A 20381-nucleotide genomic window follows, 5' to 3' on the forward strand; every position below is an offset into this window, starting at 1 on the left:
ACAGATTTTTACACCGCTGGAGAGCGCAGGATGCCGGCGTTGACGACGCCGCGGCAAGGATTCAGCCCGATGGCGTAGGACAGATCGGCCGGACGCGCAATGCGCCACAGCGCGAAGTCGGCGCGCTTGCCCACTTCCAGCGTGCCGATATCGTCCCGCAGTCCCAGCGCGGAGGCGGCGTGGCGCGTGACGCCGGCCAATGCCTCGCTCGGCGTCAGGCGCCACAAGGTGCAGGCCATGTTCATCGCCAGCAGCAGCGATGTCATGGGCGAGGTGCCAGGATTGCAGTCAGTGGCCACCGCCATCGCCACGCCGGCTTCGCGCAGCGCCGCCACCGGCGGCGGCGTGGTGTCGCGCAGGAAGTAATAGGCGCCCGGCAGCAGTACCGCCACCGTGCCGGCGGCCGCCATGGCCACGACGCCGTCCGCGCCCAGGTGCTCCAGATGGTCGGCCGACAAGCCTTGGTAACGCGCCGTCAGCGCCGCGCCGCGCTGGTCGGACAACTGCTCCGCGTGCAGCTTGACCGGCAGGCCTTGCGCCCGCGCGGCCTGGAACACGCGCTCCGTCTGCTCGTGTGAAAAACCGATGCGTTCGCAGAACGCATCGACCGCGTCGACCAGCCCTTCAGCCACCAGCGGCGCAATCATCGTGCAGACTTCATCGACATAATCGTCCGCGCGGCCGGCGAACTCCGGCGGCAAGGCGTGCGCGCCAAGGAAGGTGGTGGCCACGCGCACCGGCAGTTCGCGGCCGATGCGCCGGGCGGCGCGCAGCATCTTCGCCTCCGACGCCAGCGTCAGGCCGTAGCCGGATTTGATCTCGATGGTGGTCACGCCTTCCGCCAGCAGGCTGCGCACGCGTGGCAGGCTTTCGCGCAGCAAGTCGTCCTCCGACGCCGCGCGCGTGGCACGCACGGTGGACATGATGCCGCCGCCGGCGCGGGCGATGTCATCATAGGTGGCGCCGTTCAGGCGCGCCTCGAATTCGTCGCTGCGGTTGCCGGCGTGGACGATGTGGGTGTGGCAGTCGATCAGGCCCGGCGTCAGCCAGCTACCGCCGCCGTCGTGCACCGTCGCCGCTTGCGCGCCTTGCGGCAGCGCGGCCCGAGGTCCCAGCCATGCGATGCGGCCATCCTTGACGGCGATGGCGGCGTCGCGCACCTCGCCATAAGCACCGTCACCATCGGCCATCGTGGCCAGATGGACATTCGTAAACAACACGTCCCACATGCTTTGCTTTCTTAATTGCGAATGATGTCGGCCACCAGCACGGTGGCCTGTTGCGCTTCCAGCGTCCATTCCTGCTCGGCGTCCGTCATCACCAGCGTGTCGTAGCGGACCATGGCGATGCGTTCGCGCGCGCTGCTCAGGGTCAGGCTCTCGCCTTCGGCCAGGAACAACACCGTGGTGCCGCTGCGGCGCTTGAGCGTCTCGGTGCCGCGCACGGCGCGCAGCTCCAGCCGGTGGCGGCACAGGCCACGGCGCGTCATCACGTTGAAATCGGTGGTGTGCTGGCCGGTGACGGTGGCGTGCAGCGTGTCCTCGCCGGCGAATTCGATCACCGGCTCGCTGGGGCTGAGCACAAAGCGCTCGTCGCCAAAGTCCAGCAGCACGCCGTCGCCGTCCACCAGCGCCAGCGAGCGGTCGATGCCGGGGAAGGAAGAGAACGGGCCATCCTGCGCGATGGTGGCCAGGCTGACGCGCCACTCGAAGTCGTCGAGCGTGGCGCCGGCCGGCGAGACGGCGATTTCCGTGGTGCTGCCGCCGCCGTTTTTCCACGGCGCGGAACGCAGGCTTGCATACTGGATCAGCTGGGTCATCGGAACTCCCTCAGTTCGGCCAAGGTCTGCTTGAAACGCGCGGCAATTGCCTGCTGCGCCACGTGCTGCTGATTGCGCACTACCCACTGGCCGCCGACCATCACGTCCTTGACCAGATTGTCGTTGCCGCTGAAGACAAAGCTGCCGAGTACCTCGTCCAGCGCCAACCCAAACATGTTCGGATGCGCGTCATCCAGCACCACGATGTCCGCGCGATGGCCCGGCGCCAGCGCACCCACCGGCCGTCCCGCCGCCTGCGCGCCGCCCTGCAAGGCGCGCTGCCACAGGAAATCGCCCACGTTGCGCTGCGCGTCCGACACCGCGATATTGCGGCGCTGGTGCTGCAGGCGCTGTCCATATTCCAGCCAGCGCAGCTCTTCCACCGCGCTTTGCGACACGTGGCTGTCGCTGCCGATGCCAAAGCGGCCGCCCTGCGCCACGAACGACGCCAGCGGAAACAGGCCGTCGCCGAGATTGGCCTCCGTGGTCGGGCACAGGCCGGCCACCGCGCCGCTGCGGGCGATGCCGCTGACCTCCTCCTCGCTCAGGTGCGTGGCGTGGATCAGGCACCAGCGCGCGTCCACCTCCACCTGCTCCAGCAGCCATTGCACCGGGCGGCGTCCGCTCCAGTCCAGCGATTGCAGCACTTCGCCCTGCTGCTCGGCGATGTGGATGTGCACCGGGCGCGCCGCCGGCAAGGCCGTCAGCACCTCCCTGATCTGCGCCACCGACGCCGCGCGCAGCGAATGCGGCGCCACGCCAACTTCGACCTGCGCGTCACGTTGCGGCGCCAGCGCTTCCACAATGCGCAACACGTCTTGCGCGTCCGTGCGGAAACGCTGCTGTTCCGGTTTCAGCGCCTTTTCGCCAAAGCCGGAATAACTATACAACACCGGCAGCATGGTGATGCCGATTCCGGCCAACCGTGCGGCGGCAATGACGCGCTCCGCCGTTTCAGCCGGACGCGGGTACATGGCGCCGTCCGGCGTGCGCTGCACATAATGGAATTCGCACAGCGAGGTGTAGCCGTGGCGCAGACATTCGCTGAACAGCTGCGCGGCGATGGCTTCGATATGCTCGGGCGTGATGTTGCGCGCGAAGCGGTACATCAGGTCGCGCCAGGTCCAGAAGCTGTCCTCGCTGTCGCCAGCCTTTTCGGTGCGGCCGCCGAGCGCGCGCTGGAAGCTGTGCGAGTGCAGGTTGATCATGCCCGGCAGCGCATACCCGACGCTGGCGATGGCGCCCGGGCCGGCCGACTGCGCGGCCGCGCCGGGTGTCACCGCCGTAATCGCGCCGCCGTCGTCCCATTCGATCAGCACATCGTTGGCCCAGCCTTCGGGCAGCAGCGCGTGGCGCGCGAACAGCCCGCTCATGCGCGCACCCAGTCGGCGGCGGCTTGCACCATGTCGCGCAGTGGCTGCCGCACCCGCGCGGCCAGATCGGCGCGATAACCATACGGCGCTTCCTCATCCATGTAGGTCGATTGGCACATCTCCAGCTGGATGGCATGCACGCCGGCCGCCGGCTGGCCGTAGCAACGCGTGATATACCCGCCCTTGAAGCGGCCGTTGACAGCGATGGTGTAGCCGCCCCCCTCGGCACGCGCAACGACGGCGTCGCTCAGGCCCGCGTCGCAGCTCTTGCCGTCCGCCGTGCCGAAGTTCAGGTCCGGCAGCTTGCCCTCGAAGAAGCGCGGCACATGCGAGGCGATCGAATGCGCGTCCCACAGCACCACGCGGCCGTGCAGCGCCAGCAGCCGGTCCAGCTCCGCGCGCAGCTGGTCGTGATACGGTTTCCAGTACGCCGCCAGGCGCCGCCGCACCTCGGCCTGGTCCGGCGCGCGGCCGTCCAGATACAGCGGCTCGCGGTGGAAGGTATCCACCGGGCACAGGCCAGTGGTGTCCTGCCCCGGATACAGATTGGTGTTCTCCGGTGGCCGGTTCAAATCGATGACGTAACGCGACCAGCGCGCCGACAGCACCGAGGCGCCCATCTCGCCGAGGAATTCATACAGGCGCACCAGGTGCCAGTCGGTGTCCTGCTTGTCGACGGCGGCTGGCGTCATCGTCGCCAGTACGTCGTCTGGGATATCGGTGCCCACGTGCGGCATGGACACCAGCAAGGGAATACCGCCTGCTTTGAACTGATAATCCATGCCAGTTCTCCTTACGGATGCAGCGCCGTGAACAGCGCTTTGCACGATGCGCTCAACTCGCCGCGCAGCACCATGCCCTTGGCCGCCTCGATGTCCGGCGCGAAGAAGCGGTCTTCCTCGTAGAACGGCACCTTGGCGCGCAGTTGCGCATGCACGTGCTCCAGGTGCGGCGACGTGGTCAGCGGACGGTGGAAGTCGATGCCCTGCGCCGCCGCCAGCAGCTCGATGCCGACGATGGTCGCGGTGTTCTGCGCCATGTCCTCCAGGCGGCGGGCCGCGTAGGTCGCCATGCTCACATGGTCCTCCTGGTTGGCCGAGGTGGGGATGGTGTCCACGCTGCCAGGATGCGCGATCGACTTGTTCTCCGACGCCAGCGCGGCGGCGGTCACATGGGCGATCATGAAGCCGGAATTGACGCCCGGATCGCGCACCAGGAACGGCGGCAGGCCGGACAAGGTGGCGTCGATCAGCAGCGACACGCGGCGCTCCGAGATCGAGCCGATTTCCGCGATTGCCAGCGCCAGCGTATCGGCGGCAAACGCCACCGGCTCGGCGTGGAAGTTGCCGCCCGAGACCACCACCGACAGCTCGCCGTCCTTGAACAGCAGCGGGTTATCCGTCACCGCGTTGGCTTCGATCAGCAGCGTGCGCGCGGCGTTGTTGATGATGTCCCAGCAGGCGCCCATCACCTGCGGCTGGCAGCGCAGGCAGTACGGGTCCTGCACGCGCTCGTCGCCGACCAGGTGCGAGGCACGGATGGCGCTGGCCGACACCAGTTGGCGGTAGATCGACGCGGCGGCGATCTGGCCCGGCTGGCCGCGCACCTCGTGCACGCGCGCGTCGAACGGCGAATCCGATCCCTTGGCCGCGTCCAGCGACAGCGCGCCGGCCACCATGCCCGCTTCCAGCAGGCGCTCGGCCATGAACAGGCCATGCAGCGCCAGCGCGGTCGATACCTGGGTGCCGTTGATCAGCGCCAGGCCCTCCTTTGCGGCCAGCACCACCGGCGCGATGCCGGCTGCCTTCAGCGCGTCGGCGGCGTCGGTCAGCACGCCGTTGACGCGCACCTGGCCCACGCCCATGATGGCCAGCGTCATGTGCGACAGCGGCGCCAGGTCGCCCGAGGCGCCCACCGAGCCCTTGGCCGGAATGGCCGGCATGATGCCGGCGTTATAGATGGCGATCAGCGCGTCGATGATCAGCGGGCGCACGCCCGAGTAGCCGCGCGCCAGGCTGCCGATCTTCATCAGCAGGATCAGGCGGCAGACCGCGTCCGACATCAGCTCGCCGGTGCCCACCGAATGCGACAGGATCAGGTTGCGCTGCAGCTGTTCCAGCTTGTCGTCCGGGATGCGGGTCTTGGCCAGCAGGCCGAAACCGGTGTTGATGCCATAGGCGGCGTCGCCCTTGGCGACGATGGCCTGCACGGCGGCGGCCGAGGCCTCGATCACCGGATAGGCTTCCGGCGCCAGCGACAGCGGCGCGGCGGCGCTCCACACGCCGCGCAGTTCGGACAGCGTCATGGCGCCGGGTTTGAGTATCAGGGTCATAGCTTCAATCACTTAATCATGGGGAGGTTCAGGCCATTGCGCTTGGCGCAGGCAACGGCGGTTTCATAGCCGGCATCGGCGTGGCGCATCACGCCGGAGCCGCTGTCGTTGACCAGCACGCGCGCCAGGCGCTTGGCGGCGGCGTCGGTGCCGTCGGCCACGATCACCACGCCGGAATGCTGCGAGTATCCCATGCCCACGCCGCCGCCGTGGTGCAGCGACACCCAGGTGGCGCCGCCGGCGGTGTTGAGCAAGGCGTTCAGCAGCGGCCAGTCGGAGACGGCGTCGGTGCCGTCCTTCATCGCCTCGGTTTCGCGGTTAGGGCTGGCAACCGAGCCGGTGTCCAGGTGGTCGCGGCCGATCACGATCGGCGCTTTCAGTTCGCCGTTGCGCACCATCTCGTTGAAGGCCAGGCCGGCGATGTGACGTTCGCCCAGACCCAGCCAGCAGATGCGCGCCGGCAGGCCCTGGAAGGCGATGCGCTCGCGCGCCATGTCCAGCCAACGGTGCACCTGCGCGTGGTGCGGGAACAGCTCCTTGATCTTGGCGTCGGTCTTGTAGATGTCCTCCGGGTCGCCGGACAGCGCCACCCAGCGGAACGGGCCGCGTCCCTCGCAGAACTGCGGGCGAATATAGGCCGGCACGAAGCCGGGGAAATCGAACGCATTCTGCACGCCGTGGTCGAACGCCACCTGGCGGATGTTGTTGCCGTAGTCAACCACCTTGGCGCCCAGCGCCTGGAAGTCCAGCATGGCCTGCACGTGCACCGCGCACGAGGCGGCGGCGGCGGCTTTCAGTGCCGCGTGGCGCGTCGCCTCCTGCTGCGCCGCCTTCCATTGTTCGATGCTCCAGCCCTGCGGCAGGTAGCCGTTGATCAGGTCATGCGCCGAGGTCTGGTCGGTCACCAGGTCGGGCACCAGGCCGCCGGCGCGCGCGCGGCGCACCAGTTCCGGCAGCACGTCGGCAGCGTTGCCCAGCAGGCCGATGGAGATGGCGTCGCCAGCCGCCTTGTGCTGCTTGATCATCGCCAGCGCCTCGTCGATGGAGGCGGCCTGCTTGTCGAGGTAACGGGTGCGCAGGCGGAAGTCGATGCTGCTCTGCTGGCACTCGATGGTCAGCGACACCGCGCCGGCCATGGTGGCGGCCAGCGGCTGGGCGCCGCCCATGCCGCCCAGGCCGGCAGTCAGCACCCAGCGGCCTTTGAGGTCGCCGCCGAAGTGCTGGCGACCAGCTTCCGCGAAGGTCTCAAACGTGCCCTGCACGATGCCTTGCGTGCCAATGTAAATCCACGAACCGGCGGTCATCTGGCCGTACATGAACAGGCCCTTGCGGTCCAGCTCATTGAAGTGCTCCCAGTTGGCCCACTTCGGCACCAGGTTGGAATTGGCGATCAGCACGCGCGGTGCGTCTTCGTGGGTCTGGAACACGCCGACCGGCTTGCCGGACTGGATCAGCAGGGTCTGATTTTCTTCCAGTTCGCGCAGCGAGGCCAGGATCTGGTCGTAGCATTCCCAGTTGCGGGCGGCGCGGCCGATGCCGCCGTAGACCACCAGGTGTTTCGGGTTTTCGGCCACTTCCTTGTCCAGATTGTTCTGGATCATGCGGTAGGCCGCCTCGGCGCCCCAGGTCTTGCAGGTGCGCTCGGGACCGCGCGGCGCGCGGATGTCGCGGCTGGCGTCGTAACGGGGATCGCTGTCGAATGGCGTGCTCATGATGTCTCCTGCGGCGTCAATGGATGTACGCAGCATAGGTTGTCTATACAACTAAGTCAATCGCTTTTTTCTTCACTTATTTGAAACCTCATTTGTGAAAATACAACGCACTTGCAATACGTAATCGTCCTATCAAACAACTAATAAAAATTTAGCCCCTGCATACAAACCGTCTATTCAACCGCCTTCTTTCATGAATATTTTCTGCGTGACGCCGGCAGGCAAGGCCCCTATTGTCGAATTGCAGTATGGGTATTTTGAGTCTCTAACAAGGTAAGTAGGGGAATCGAAATGAAAAACAAAAAATTGCACCTCCACGTACTCACGCTGGCAGTCATGCTGGCGGCATCGTCGGCGGCCATGGCCACGGTCATCCCGATCACGCTGACGAACACCACAGGCAATATCTGGACGGCCAACATCGGCAACACGCCTGCGCTGGTCAACAACACCCTGACGCCGTTCTCGGACACGTTCACGTTCCTGCCGGTGGCGACACCAGGCTCGACCGCCTACACGATGCTGAACAACATCACCTACTCCTTCACCGGATTGGGCAATATCATGTTTAGCAACGCCAACTTGAATGGCAATTCCTTAAGCATCACCAACACCACTTTCCCGGGCGGTAGCAGTACCATGGCCTTGCTCACGCCAACCCTCATCTCCGGCCCACTGACGCTGAGCGTCAACGGCACCAGCACCGGTGGCAGCTACTCGGGCAATTTCGTCGTGGCGCTGGAGCCGGTCCCCGAGCCGGAAACCTATGCCATGATGTTCAGCGGCCTCGGCATCCTCGCCATGCTGGCGCGACGACGCCAGCAGTAGCACCGACAAAAAAGGGAATCCCGCCGGATTCCCTTTTTGCTTATTTGCGGCTGTAGACCTTTTTGCCGCCCATCCAGGTTTGCAGCACCTGCGTCTTGCCCAACTGCTCCGGCGGAATCTTGAAGATGTCGCGGTCGACCACGATGAAGTCCGCCCACTTGCCCGTCTCCAGCGAGCCGATGACGTTCTCCTGGTGCGCCGCGTAGGCCGCGTCCAGCGTGAAGCAGCGGAATGCCTCGTTCAGCGTCATGGCCTGGTTCTTGTACCAGCCGCCCACCGGCACGTTGGCATTGTTCTGCCGCGTGACCGCCGCATGCAGCCCCTCGAACGGATTGGGCGACTCGATCGGGAAGTCCGAACCGCAGGCGATCTTCGAGCCCTGGTCGAGGAAGGTGCGCCATGCATACGCGCCCTTGATGCGCTCATGGCCGACGCGCTGCTCGGCCATGTTCTGGTCCGAGGTGGCGTGGGTCGGCTGCATCGACGGGATGATGCCCAGCTGCTTGAAGCGCGGAATATCCTCCGGCGTCACCACCTGCGCGTGCTCGATGCGGTGGCGCCGCTCGACGTTCTTGTACTGCGGGATCAGCTGCGCGTAGGCGTCCAGGATCTGGTGGTTGCCGGCGTCGCCAATCGCGTGGATGTTGACCTGGTAGCCGGCCTTCATCGCCTTGCTCATCTTGGCGCGCATCTCGGCGTCCGGGTAGAACAGCAGGCCCTTGGTGGACGGCATGTCCGAATACGGCGCCAGCAGCGCCGCGCCGCGGCTGCCCAGCGCGCCGTCCGAATACAGCTTGACCGCCGCCAGCGCGTACACGTCGTTGGCGTAGGACTTCAGCGGGCCATCCTTGGACAGCTCGTCGAAATCGGCCGTGGTGTCGCCGATCATGGCGTAGACGCGGGTGGTCAGCCTGCCGTGGTCGGCATAGTCGCGGTAGATATCGTCCTGCACCACCTTGATGCCGGCGTCGTGCACGCTGGTCAGGCCGACCTTGGACAGCTGCGCCAGCGCCACGTCCAGCGTGGCGCGCGCCTCGGCCGGCGTTGGCAGCGGCACCACCTTGTTGACCAGTTCCATGGCCGCATCGACCAGCACGCCGGTCGGCCGGCCGCTGGCGTCGCGCTCGATCTTGCCGCCGGCCGGATCGGCCGTCTCGCGCGTCACGCCGGCCATTTCCAGCGCCTTGGTGTTGACCCAGATGGCATGGCCGTCGACCCGGTGCAGCAGCACCGGGCGGTCGCGCACCACCGCATCCAGCTCGGCGGCGGTGGGGAAACGGCCGAGTTTCCAGATTTCCTGGTTCCAGCCGAAGCCGATGATCCAGGCGTTGCGCGGGTGCGCGCGGGCATAGTCCCCTACCGCCTTGACCGCGCCGCCGAGCGAGGTCGGGCTGTACAGCTCGACGCCGGAGGCGATCTCACCCAGCTCGAACACGTGGCCGTGGGCGTCGATCAGCCCCGGCAACACGGTCTTGCCCTGCACGTCGATGTGCTCCGCGCGCGGCAGGGCCGCCGCCGTCTGCTGCTCGCTGCCGACCGCCACGATGCGGCCCAGGTCATCGAACGCCAGCGAGGTAAACCGCTGCAGCTGGCCGGCGGCGGTTAGCGTGTAGCCGTTGGCGCGGTCGATGATGGTGTCGGCATGGGCCGGCAGGGCAAAGCCGGCCAGCAGGGCGGCGGTCAAAAAGGTCAGGCGCATCGGGTTCTCCATTCGGCGGCAAGATTCAGAGTGTAGCGAAGTTTGCGTTTTGGTCAACCGAACCGTGCATAACTGGGCGGGGCCAGTGGCCGGACGGGTACAATGCTGGCTTCCCGTCTTTCTTTAGCGTGAATAGCCAGTGTCCAGCCGCCAACTCTACCTTCGCCTCATCAAGGAATTCCTGCCCTACGGCGGGATCATGCTCGCCACGCTGGTGGCGGTCGGCGTGGCTGCGGCCACCGACGTGCTGCTGCTGGGCCAGTTGCAAAACGTGGTCGACGCGCTGACGCCGGCCAACGCGCTGGGCGTCATCAAGACCCCGTCCACCGGCATGATGGCGGCCATGAAGCAGGCGCTGGGCGATTTGCTGCCACGCGATCCGTCGCGCGCCGCGCTGTGGACCATCCCGGCCGTGATCTTCGCGCTGGCCCTGCTGCGCATGGTGTCCAGCTTTTCCGGCGAATACGGCGCCGCCTGGCTCAACAGCCGGGTCCAGGCCAATCTGCGCGACACCATGTTCGCCCGCATCATGCGCCTGCCCAACGGCTATTTCGACCAGTCATCGACCGGCACCACGCTGTCGCGGGTGGCGTTTGACGCCGCCCAGGTGGCGCAGGCCGGCCTGACCGTGGTCAACGTTGCCGTGCGTGACTCGGTGGCCACCATCGGCTACCTGATCACGCTGTTCGTGGTGGACTGGCAGCTGGCGGTGTTCTGTCTGTTCCTGCTGCCGCTGGTGGCCACGGTGGTGATCTTCGCCGGCCGCCGCATGCGCACCCTCAGCAACAACGCCCAGGCCGCGATGGGCGAGCTGACCAATGTGCTCGACGAGAGCATCAGCGGCCAGCGCGTGGTGAAGATTTTCGGCGGCCAGCGGTACGAGCAGAACCGCTTTGCCCAGGTGGTCAAGCTGAACCGCCAGCTGGCGGTCAAGCACGCCGCCACCTCGGCCTTCAATTCCGGCCTGATCATGCTGCTGATCGGCATCACGCTGTCGTCGGTGATTTATTTCGCGCTGATCCGCGCCCAGGCCGGCGCGCTGTCGGCCGGCGGCTTCGTCGCCTTCCTGACGGCGCTGATGGCGATGCAGTCGCCGATCAAGAACCTGACCAAGATTAACGAGCCGATGCAACGCGGCCTGGCGGCGGCCGAATCGGTGTTCGGCCTGATCGACCTGGAATCGGAGGCCGACCGCGGCACCCGCACCACCGAGCGCGCCGAGGGCCGGCTGTCGGTGCGGGACGTCAGCTTCCATTACCGCGGCGCCGACGGCAAGCCGCTCGACCCGGACGCGCGTCCGGCGCTGGACCATGTGTCGCTGGAGATCGCCGCCGGCGAAACCGTGGCCCTGGTCGGCAGCTCCGGCAGCGGCAAGACCACGCTGGCGGCGCTGCTGCCGCGCTTCTACGACGTCAGCGACGGCAGCATCACGCTGGACGGCGTCGACCTGCGCGACTACACCATGGCCTCGTTGCGCCAGCAGATCGCGCTGGTGTCGCAGGACGTGGTGCTGTTCAACGACACGCTGGCCGCCAACATCGCCTATGGCGACCCGGCGCCGTCGATGGAGCGCATCGAGGCGGCGGCGCGCGCCGCCCACGCGCATGAATTCATCAGCCGCATGCCGCAGGGCTACCAGGCGCAGGTGGGCGAGAACGGGTTGCGGCTGTCCGGCGGCCAGCGCCAGCGGCTGGCGATCGCGCGCGCGCTGTACAAGAACGCGCCGATCCTGATCCTGGACGAAGCCACCAGCGCGCTGGACACCGAATCCGAGCGCCTGGTGCAGCAGGCACTGGAGGTGTTGATGAAAGACCGCACCACGGTGGTCATCGCCCACCGCCTGTCGACCATTGAAAACGCCGACCGCATCGTGGTGCTGGATCGCGGCCGCATCGCCGAATCCGGCACCCACGATGCGCTGCTGGCGCGCAACGGGATTTACTCCCGCCTGTACCAAACCCAGAAAAGCGTTCAGGCGGAATAGCCGCCGTCGATGGTCAGGCTGGCGCCGGTGACGAAGCTGGCTTCGTCGCCGACCAGGTAGGCCACCATCGCCGCCACCTCCTCCGGCTGGCCGAGGCGCTTGACCGGCATGCTGGCCCGCACGTGCGGCACGTGTGCCTTGTCCGGACCATTCATGTCGGTTTCGATCGGTCCCGGCTGGACGTTGTTGATGGTGATGCCGCGCTCCGCCACGTCCAGCGCCAGCCCGCGCACCAGTGTCGATACCGCCGACTTGGTCATCGCATACACGCCGGCGCCCGGATAGCCCACGCGCCCGCCGGAGATACTGCCGATGGTGACGATGCGGCCACCCGCCTTCATGTGCCGGAGCGCCGCCTGCACCGCCACAAACACCGCGCGCACGTTCACCGCCAGCATGCGGTCGAAGTCTTCCAGCGGGAACTGGTCCACCGTCGCCAGGTGCAGGATGCCGGCGCTGCTGACCAGGATGTCCAGCTGGCCGAAGTGCGCCACCGTCTGTTCCACCGCCGCCCGCAGCGCGGCCGCGTCGGCGCTGTCGGCCTGGATGGCCAGTGCCTTGCCGCCGCTGGCGGTGACGGCGTCCGCCAGTTCCTTGGCCTTGTCCGGCGACGATACATAGGTGAAGGCCACCGCCGCGCCATCCCGCGCCAGGCGTTGGACGATGGCCGCGCCGATGCCGCGCGCGCCGCCAGTTACCAGAGCTACTTTCATGATATTCCTTTCATATTTTGGATCAATCGGTCAAAAATCGAGATCATGGTAGTTATTCTGGACTACATGGTCAAGTAAACGTTTTGTGATAACTAGCCGCGCAGGCCCCGCACGGCGAAGCTGGCGATGGCGCGCAAGGTGGCGATGCTGGCGCCGGCCTTGGCGCTGATTTTCATGCCGGACAGGGTGGACGCCAGGAAGGCGGCGGCTTGTGGAATGTCGGTGTCGGCGCCGATTTCGCCGCTGGCGGCGGCGGCGCGCAACTGCTCCTCCACCGCGCGGTTGAGCCGCCGGGCGCTGGCGTCGCGCAGGGCGTTGACCTCCTCGTCGCCGGTGCCGAACTCGGAAATCGCGTTGACGCCCATGCAGCCCTTGGCGTTGTCGCGCCTGGGCCGCGAGGCGAAGGCCTGCAGCATGTTGTCGATGGCGGCCAACGGCGTGTCGCCCTTGAGGTGGCGCAGCAGGTCGGTGACGCTGGCGTCGTTGTACTGGGCCAGCGCTTCCAGGTACAGCGAGCGCTTGTCGCCGAAGGTGTCGTACAGGCTTTGACGGCCGATCTGCATCGCCTCCAGCAGGTCGCTGGTGGAGGTGGCGGCGTAGCCTTTTTGCCAGAACACTTCCAGTGCCTTGTTCAATGTGTCGACGCGGTCGAACTCTTTTTGCCTTGCCACAGATATTCCTTTGTTAATGCGCGTCGTGGAAGATGATGCCCAGCGTGTGCCGGGTTCCGGCCCGCAACCGGCTGACGCCGTGCCGCAGGTTGACGCGGTAGATGCCACGCGTGCCCTGTACGGGCCGGTGGTTGACAGCGAAGATTACCATGTCGCCGCGTTTCAGCGGTACCACCTCCACCCGCGACTGCATGCGCGGGCGCTGTTCGGTCAGCACGAATTCGCCACCGTCGAAGTCCTGGCCGGGTTGACTGAGCAGGATGGCCGCCTGCAGCGGGAACACATGGTCCCCGTACAGGTCCTGGTGCAGGCAGTTGTAATCGCCGGCGCTGTATTGCAGCAGCAGTGGCGTCGGGCGGGTCTGGCCGGCGGCGTGGCAGCGGGCCAGGAACTCGGTGTGCTCGGCCGGAAAGCGGTCGGGCAGGTCCATCAGCGCGTGCCAGCGGTTGGCGATGCGCGCCAGCGGGCCGTATAGCGCCTGGCGCAACGCGGCGATCAGCGACGGCAGCGGGTAGCGGAAGTACTGGTACTCGCCGCTGCCAAAGCCATGCTGCGACATCACCACGCGGCTGCGGAACAGCTGCGGTTGGGCGTACTGCGCCGCCATCGCCGCGCATTCGTCGGCCGCCAGCATGCCGGGCAGGATGGCGTAGCCGTGCGCATTCAGCTCGTCGGCGATCGCCTGCCAGTCGAGGCCCGCGACGTGGACGGCGATGCCGGCCGCCGCGCCCACCGCGCGCCTGGCCGCCAGCGCGGCATCGGCATCGCGCTGCGGCGGCGCGGCCTCCGCCGGGGCCGGGGCCGGTGCACGCGGCACGGGCGCGACGGGCGGCACGGTGCGCGGCTTGCGCTGCGCCGCCGCATCGCCGAAATCCAGCTCGCCGTTATCCGCCTTGCTCATTGCCCGCCTCCCGGTTCAACAACGCCGCCTTGCGGTCCACACCCCAGCGGTAGCCAGAGATCGAGCCGTCATTGCGCACCACGCGATGGCACGGTATCGCCACCGCGATCGCGTTCGCCGCGCAGGCCGAGGCCACCGCCCGCGCGCCGCGCGGCACGCCGGCCAGTTCGGCCAGCTCCGCATAGGTGACGCGGCGGCCGGACGGAATCGCCCGCAGCACCTGCCACACGCGCTGCTGGAACGCCGTGCCGCGCACATCCAGCGGCAGATCGAGGCCCAATGATGGCTGCTCGACCATGCCCACCACGCGCGACACCACCTGCTCATAGTCCGCTTCGGCGCCGATCAGTTCCGCCTTGGGAAAGCGGTCCTGCAAATCCTTCACCAGAAAATCCGGATCGTCATCGATCAGGATCGCGCAAATGCCCTGCGCCGTGCTGGCCACCAGGATCGGCCCCAGCGAACACTCGGCGATGGCAAAGCGTATCCGCTCGCCCGCACCGCCGGCGCGGAAGGCCGACGGCGTCATGCCCAGCACCGCCGGCGACTGCGCATAAAACCTGCCGCTGGAATTGAAACCGGCCGCGTACATCGCGTCCGTCACCGAGCCCGGCGCCGCCAGCCCCGATTGCACCCGCCGCGCCCGCGCCGCGTTGGCATACGCCTTGGGCGTAATCCCGGTCACCGCCTTGAACATGCGGTGAAAATGAAAACGGCTGACGCCCACCGCCGCCGCCAGGCTGTCCAGGTCCGGCGTCTCCCCGGCCTCGTCGATCAGGCGGCAGGCCCGCGCCACGATGGCCGCCTGCCGTTCGGCCAGCGGCGGCTGGTCCGGCTTGCAGCGCAGGCAGGGCCGGAAGCCGGCCTGCTCGGCCGCCTCGCGCGTGTCGTGGAAGGCCACGTTCTTGCGCAAGGCCGGCCGCGCGCCGCACGACGGCCGGCAGTACACCCCGGTGCTGCGCACCGAATACCAGAATTCGCCGTCGGCGCCGGCGTCGCGCTGCTGCACCGCGGCCCAGCGCCGCGCTTCACTCACATACTTGGCCATCTCGGACTCCGTCACAGGTGGAATGATGCCATGCTAGCCAGCGCCGCGCGGGCACGCACTCCGCCTCTTGCTTTTGAATTGTACAAGCAGCCGATGCTAGAATGACAGCTCAAAGGAGACCGCCGTTTGGACGACACAATAACTCAAGACAGCACCCCCATCTTCCAGCGCATCAAGGACTATCTGCTGGCCGAAATCGCCGCCGGCACCTGGAAAGAAGGCGATGTGATCCCGTCCGAACAGGCGCTGGTCAAGCAGTTCGGCGTGTCGCGCATGACCGTCAACCGCGCCGTGCGCGAACTCACCGCCGAGCAGGTGCTGACGCGCCGCCAGGGCTCCGGCACCTACGTCGCCCAGCAAAAATACCAGGCCACGCTGCTGGAGATCAAATCCATCGCCGACGAGGTGCGCGCGCGCGGCCACGCCCACCGCAGCAGCCTGCAACAACTGGAACGGGTGCGCGCCAGCGACCTGATGGCCAAGCAGTTCGACCTGCCGCCCGGCCATGCGCTGTTCCACTCGGTGATCGTCCACTTCGAAAACGGCGTGCCGATCCAGGTCGAGGACCGCTGGGTCAATCCGCAATGCGCGCCGGACTACATGGCGCAGGACTTCGCCCACATCACGCCCAACGAATACCTGATGCAGGCGGCGCCGCTGCAAGGCGCCACCTACAGCATCGAGGCGCTGGCGGCGCCGCGCGACATCGCCGACATGCTGGCCATCGACACCAGGCAGCCCTGCCTGGTGCTGCGGCGCCAGACCCGCTCCGCCGGCCTGATCGCCTCGCTGGTGACCATGTGGCACCCCGGCCACCGCTACCAGTTCGCCGGCAGCTTCAACCAGTAGAACGCCTCACTAGCAGGGCGCAAGCCGGTATTTCTCTCGGAATGTCACAAAAATCGGTCGAAAACGTGAAATTTCGCCCGGTTTTTCGCTCCGAACGCACGTAATCGTTTTCCTGCCACATCGCTGTCTACGGCCGGGGCTTCGATGCTATAGTTTTCTCTCAGCACAGCATGCTTAAGTCCACCGAAGGGGATCTCTTGTTTCACAGCCGTCCGCGCTTGCGCCAGTCCCGCTGGCACCGTCTGTCGCTCAGGCTGGTGTCGGGCGTGTTTGCGCTTGCCCTGCTGCCGGCCGGCGCGGCGGAAAAGGTCACCATCCAGCTCAAGTGGCAGCACCAGTTCCAGTTTGCCGGCTACTACGCCGCGCAGGACCAGGGCTACTACCGCGACGCCGGCCTCGATGTGACGCTGCTGGAGGCGCGCCCCGGCGTCGATCCGCTGCAGAGCGTGCTCCAGGGCCAGGCCCAGTACGGCGTCGGTAACACCTCGCTGCTGCTGGCGCGCGGCAACGGCCAGCCAGTGGTGGTGCTGGCCTCGGTGTTCCAGCATTCCGCCGCCACGCTGGTGCGGCGGCTGGAGGCCGACGGCAAGCCGCGCCCCTGGCCCGGCAGCCGGCTGATGATCGCGCCAAACAACGACGAGCTGACCGTCTTCCTGAAAAAATCCGGCGTGCGCATGGACACCGTCTACCAGGTGCCGCACAGCGCCAATTACGACGATCTGGCCGATGGCCGGGTGGACGCCATGTCGGTCTACCGCACCGAGGCGCCGTACGTGCTGGACCGCCTCAACGTCCGCTACGAACTGCTGTCGCCGCGCAGCCAGGGCCTGGATTTCTACGGCGACGTGCTGTACACCACCGAGAGCGAATTGCGCGAGCATCCGGCGCGCGCCCAGGCCCTGCGCGAAGCGACGCTGCGCGGCTGGGTGTACGCCATGCGCCACCCGGCCGAAATCGCCGACCTGATACGCGCCCGCTATCCCGAACGCCATAGCCGCGAACACCTGATGGTTGAAGCGCAGGCGATCGCCCAGTTGCTGGAGCAGCCGCTGATCGAACCCGGTTACAGCAATCCGCAACGCTGGCACGCCATCGCCCAGGCGTATATCGAGCAGGGCATGTTGCCGGCCCATTTCAGCCTGGACGGCTTTCTGTACCAGCCGCCGGACGGCAATCCGCTGCTGCGCTACGGCGGCGCCATCGCCGGCGCGCTGCTGCTGATCATCTCGTTGGCCGGCGCCTGGCGCCTGCGCGTGCAGGGCCGGGCGCTGCGCGAGGCGCGCGCGGAGCTGGGCGGCGCCGAGCGCATGGCCAGCCTGGCGCTGGAAGGCGCGCGCGAAGGCAGCTGGGAATGGCGGCTGGACAGCGGCGCCCTGCTCTTTTCGCCGCGCTACTGCGAGATGCTGGGCTACACGCCGGACGCATTCCATCCCACGCTGGCGCAATGGCTGGACTACGTGCACCCGGACGACCGGCCGCGCATCGAGCGGCTGATCCAGCTGCACCTGGCCAGCACCACCGACGCCACCGGCGATATCCGCAGCGAGCACCGGCTGCGCACCAGCGACGGCAGCTGGAAGTGGGTACTGGCGCGCGGCATGATCCTGCGGCGCGACGCCAACGGCCGGCCGCTGCGCGCGGCCGGCACCATGGCCGACATCAGCGAACGGGCGCAGGCCGAGGAACAGCGCATGTGGGCGGTGCTGGACGCCACGCCGGGCGCGCTGCTGGTGGCCGAGAAAAACGGCAAGGTGCGCCATGCCAATCCGGCCTGCGCGCACAGCTTCGGCTACGAGGGCGACCTGGCCGGCCGCTCGGTCGAGCAGCTGGCGCCGGAGGCGATGCGCAGCAATGGCCGCGCGCGCGAGCTGTTCGTGCGCCCCAACCTGCCGGGCCGCGTGTTGTGCGCGATGCGCGCCGACGGCGGCAGCTTCCCGGCCATGGTGCATATGACGCCGGTGTCGCTGGGCGAGCAGGAGCTGGTGATCATGGCGTTGCGCGACATGACCCAGCGCCAGCGCGCCGAGGAGGCGCTGCAAGCCTCGTCGGAACGCTATCGCCAGATCGTGCAGACCGCCGCCGAGGGCATCTGGATGACCAACGCCGACGACCTGACCACCTTCGTCAACCCGACGCTGGCGCGCATGCTGGACTACGACATGGAGCAGATGATGGGCCGCGCCATGACCGATTTCATGGACGACAGCGGCCGCGCGCTGCTCAAGCAGCATTTGCGGCGCCGCCTGTCCGGCGAGGCCAGCCAGGGCGACGTCTGCTTCCGGCGGCGCGACGGCAGCAGCGTCTGGTGCCTGCTGTCGACCACCGTGATGAACGCCGACTCCGGCCACTACGCCGGCACGCTGGCCATGCTGACCGACATCACCGCGCGCCGCCAGGCCGAGGAGGCGCTGCACGATTCCAGCCAGCGCCTGGCGTCGATCTTCAACGCCGTCACCAACGGCCTGGTGATGATCGGCGGCGGCGGCGCCATCATCGAACGCAACGCCGCCGCCGCGCGCATGCTGGCGCACACCGCGGAGCTGACGCCGGCCGGCCTGTGGGCCGGCGTGCGCGAGGACGGTACGCCGTTCGACGCCGCCAGCCATCCGGTGCAACTGGCGCTCACGCTCGGCATGCCGGTGCGCGACGTGGTCATGGGCCTGGCACAGCCGGACGGCACGCGCTGCTGGATGTCGGTCAACGCCGAGCCGATCCCGGACGACAGCGGCGCCGTGCACCTGGTGGTGGCCAGCCTGACCGACATCACCGACCGCAAACGCGGCCAGGACGCGCTGGAAGAACGGGTGGCAATGCGCACCCGCGAGCTGGAACACGCGCGCCAGGTGGCCGAGGAAGCCAGCCAGACCAAGGGCCAGTTCCTGGCCAACATGAGCCACGAGATCCGCACCCCGATGAACGGCGTGATCGGCATGGCCTACCTGGCGCTGAAGACCGAACTCGATCCGCGCCAGCGCGATTACCTGGAAAAGATCCGCTTCGCCGGCGAGCACCTGCTGGGCATCATCGACGACATCCTGGACATCTCCAAGATCGAGGCCGGCAAGCTGGAAATCGAGCACGTCGACTTCGCGCTCGACCACGTGATCCAGACCCTCAACACCGTGGTGGCGCCCAAGGCCGCCAGCCGCGAGCTGGAACTGGTGGTCGACCTCGATCCGACCCTGCCCAGGGTGCTGCGCGGCGACCCGCTGCGCCTGGGCCAGGTGCTGATCAACTACACCAACAACGCCATCAAGTTCAGCGAGAAGGGCCGCATCGAGGTGCGGGTGCGCCAGGTGGTCGGCGACGCCCACGGCTGCCTGCTGCGCTTCGAGGTCAGCGACTGCGGCATCGGCCTGTCGGAAGCGGAAATCGACAAGCTGTTCCAGTCCTTCCAGCAGGCCGACACCTCCACCACCCGCGAATACGGCGGCACCGGCCTCGGTCTGTCGATCTGCAAGCAGCTGGCGCAGCTGATGGGCGGCGAGGTGGGCGTGCGCAGCCGCCCGGGCCACGGCAGCACCTTCTGGTTCACCGCGCGCCTCGGCATCAGCAGCGCCAGCGTGCCGCAGCTGATCGACCGCGTCAAGGACGCCGCCGCCGAGCTGCTGGCGTCCTCGCGCAGCGCCGCCGTCATGGCGGCGCTGAAGAACGCCCGCATCCTGCTGGTGGAGGACAACACCTTCAACCAGCAGATCGCGCTGGAGATGCTGGAGGAAGTGGGATCGTCGGTGTGCCTGGCCGCCAACGGCATGGAGGCGCTGGAGCTGCTGCGCCAGACCGCCTTCGACTGCGTGCTGATGGACGTGCAGATGCCGCTGATGGACGGCCTGGAGGCGACCCGCCGCATCCGCGCCGACCCGCGCCTGGCCGACATGCGGGTGCTGGCCATGACCGCCACCGCCACCAGCGAGGACCGGGTGCGCTGCATCGAGGCCGGCATGGACGACTTCATCTCCAAGCCGATCCAGCCGGCGCTGATGTACCAGACCATCGCCAACTGGCTGCCCGAGCGCGACGACAACCACGCGCGCGACCTGCCGGCGCGGCCGCGCCAGCCGGCCTTCAAGACCACGCTGGGCGGCGACCCGGCGGTGATCGACCTGTCGATCCTGGCCAAGCTGCTGGGGTATCATCCGCACAAGGTGCGCAAGTTCGCCTTCAAGTTCCTGCAGAACGCCCAGGATGGGCTGAACCAGATGGAGGCGGCGCTGCGGCGCGGCGACCTGTCCCTGCTGCGCGACCTCGGCCACAAGCTGAAATCGCCGGCGCGCACCGTCGGCGCGCTGGGCATGGGCGAACTGCTGCTGCAGCTGGAACAGTTGCCGGCCGACGCCAGCGACGCCGACAACCAGCAACGCGCCCAGGCGCTGCTGCAGCAACTGTGGCCGCTGCTGGAGCAGATCACCGAGCAGATCATGACCAACACCACCTTCGCCGACGACAACTGAG

15 protein-coding genes are annotated in these 20381 nt (G+C 67.5%); 4 read left to right on the forward strand and 11 right to left on the reverse strand.

What is annotated here, in order from left to right; genetic code table 11:
• Positions 1–8: 8 nt before the first annotated feature.
• The 6 genes from hutI to hutU are packed head-to-tail and all read right to left on the reverse strand — an operon-like array spanning position 9 to position 7236.
• Positions 9–1229, reverse strand: a complete 1221-nt coding sequence (gene hutI / locus FHW58_RS15785) for an imidazolonepropionase (RefSeq protein ID WP_179674066.1) — start codon at positions 1227–1229, stop codon at positions 9–11.
• 11 nt (positions 1230–1240) lie between these two features.
• A complete protein-coding gene (locus tag FHW58_RS15790; RefSeq protein ID WP_179674067.1) occupies positions 1241–1819 on the reverse strand; it encodes a HutD family protein in 579 nt (192 codons plus the stop codon).
• Complete coding sequence (locus tag FHW58_RS15795) at positions 1816–3192, reverse strand: formimidoylglutamate deiminase (RefSeq protein WP_179674068.1); 1377 nt, start codon at positions 3190–3192, stop codon at positions 1816–1818. The genes FHW58_RS15790 and FHW58_RS15795 overlap by 4 nt, the downstream gene beginning before the upstream one ends.
• Complete coding sequence (gene hutG / locus FHW58_RS15800; protein WP_179674069.1) at positions 3189–3974, reverse strand: N-formylglutamate deformylase; 786 nt, start codon at positions 3972–3974, stop codon at positions 3189–3191. The genes FHW58_RS15795 and hutG overlap by 4 nt, the downstream gene beginning before the upstream one ends.
• 11 nt (positions 3975–3985) lie before the next feature.
• Positions 3986–5524, reverse strand: a complete 1539-nt coding sequence (gene hutH / locus FHW58_RS15805) for a histidine ammonia-lyase (protein ID WP_179674070.1) — start codon at positions 5522–5524, stop codon at positions 3986–3988.
• A gap of 8 nt (positions 5525–5532) precedes the next feature.
• Entirely contained in the window at positions 5533–7236 is a 1704-nt protein-coding gene (gene hutU / locus FHW58_RS15810; RefSeq protein ID WP_179674071.1) for a urocanate hydratase, read from the reverse strand.
• A 291-nt stretch (positions 7237–7527) separates the two neighbouring features.
• Here hutU and FHW58_RS15815 point away from each other — a divergent pair, with 291 nt between their 5' ends.
• Positions 7528–8064 carry an FxDxF family PEP-CTERM protein gene (locus FHW58_RS15815; protein ID WP_179674072.1) on the forward strand — a complete coding sequence of 179 codons (537 nt, stop codon included), beginning with the start codon at positions 7528–7530 and terminating at the stop codon, positions 8062–8064.
• A 40-nt stretch (positions 8065–8104) separates the two neighbouring features.
• Here the strand turns inward: FHW58_RS15815 and FHW58_RS15820 are convergent, their stop codons facing one another.
• Positions 8105–9763, reverse strand: coding sequence for an amidohydrolase (locus FHW58_RS15820; protein ID WP_229265340.1), 1659 nt, complete (start codon positions 9761–9763; stop codon positions 8105–8107).
• 139 nt (positions 9764–9902) lie between these two features.
• Here FHW58_RS15820 and msbA point away from each other — a divergent pair, with 139 nt between their 5' ends.
• Positions 9903–11747: a lipid A export permease/ATP-binding protein MsbA gene (gene msbA / locus FHW58_RS15825; RefSeq protein WP_179674074.1), complete on the forward strand. Its 1845-nt coding sequence runs from the start codon at positions 9903–9905 to the stop codon at positions 11745–11747.
• Here msbA and FHW58_RS15830 read toward each other — a convergent pair.
• The 4 genes from FHW58_RS15830 to ada all read right to left on the reverse strand — a co-directional run bounded on the left by FHW58_RS15830 (position 11735) and on the right by ada (position 15080).
• On the reverse strand, positions 11735–12460 hold the full coding sequence (locus tag FHW58_RS15830; RefSeq protein WP_179674075.1) for an SDR family oxidoreductase: 726 nt from the start codon (positions 12458–12460) through the stop codon (positions 11735–11737). The two genes, msbA and FHW58_RS15830, sit on opposite strands and share 13 nt — an antisense overlap.
• 92 nt (positions 12461–12552) lie before the next feature.
• A complete protein-coding gene (locus tag FHW58_RS15835; RefSeq protein WP_179674076.1) occupies positions 12553–13131 on the reverse strand; it encodes a TetR/AcrR family transcriptional regulator in 579 nt (192 codons plus the stop codon).
• Positions 13132–13144: 13 nt separating this feature from the next.
• On the reverse strand, positions 13145–14032 hold the full coding sequence (locus FHW58_RS15840; protein ID WP_229265341.1) for a 2OG-Fe(II) oxygenase: 888 nt from the start codon (positions 14030–14032) through the stop codon (positions 13145–13147).
• Positions 14016–15080 carry a bifunctional DNA-binding transcriptional regulator/O6-methylguanine-DNA methyltransferase Ada gene (gene ada / locus FHW58_RS15845; protein WP_179674077.1) on the reverse strand — a complete coding sequence of 355 codons (1065 nt, stop codon included), beginning with the start codon at positions 15078–15080 and terminating at the stop codon, positions 14016–14018. The genes FHW58_RS15840 and ada overlap by 17 nt, the downstream gene beginning before the upstream one ends.
• A gap of 126 nt (positions 15081–15206) precedes the next feature.
• On the opposite strand from ada, the gene hutC reads away from it, so the two are divergent.
• Positions 15207–15929, forward strand: a complete 723-nt coding sequence (hutC, locus tag FHW58_RS15850; protein ID WP_179674078.1) for a histidine utilization repressor — start codon at positions 15207–15209, stop codon at positions 15927–15929.
• 197 nt (positions 15930–16126) lie between these two features.
• Positions 16127–20380: a PAS domain S-box protein gene (locus tag FHW58_RS15855; protein WP_229265342.1), complete on the forward strand. Its 4254-nt coding sequence runs from the start codon at positions 16127–16129 to the stop codon at positions 20378–20380.
• Position 20381 lies beyond the last annotated feature (1 nt).

The sequence above is a fragment of the Duganella sp. 1224 genome (assembly GCF_013408245.1).
Classification (GTDB): Bacteria; Pseudomonadota; Gammaproteobacteria; order Burkholderiales; family Burkholderiaceae_D; genus Rugamonas.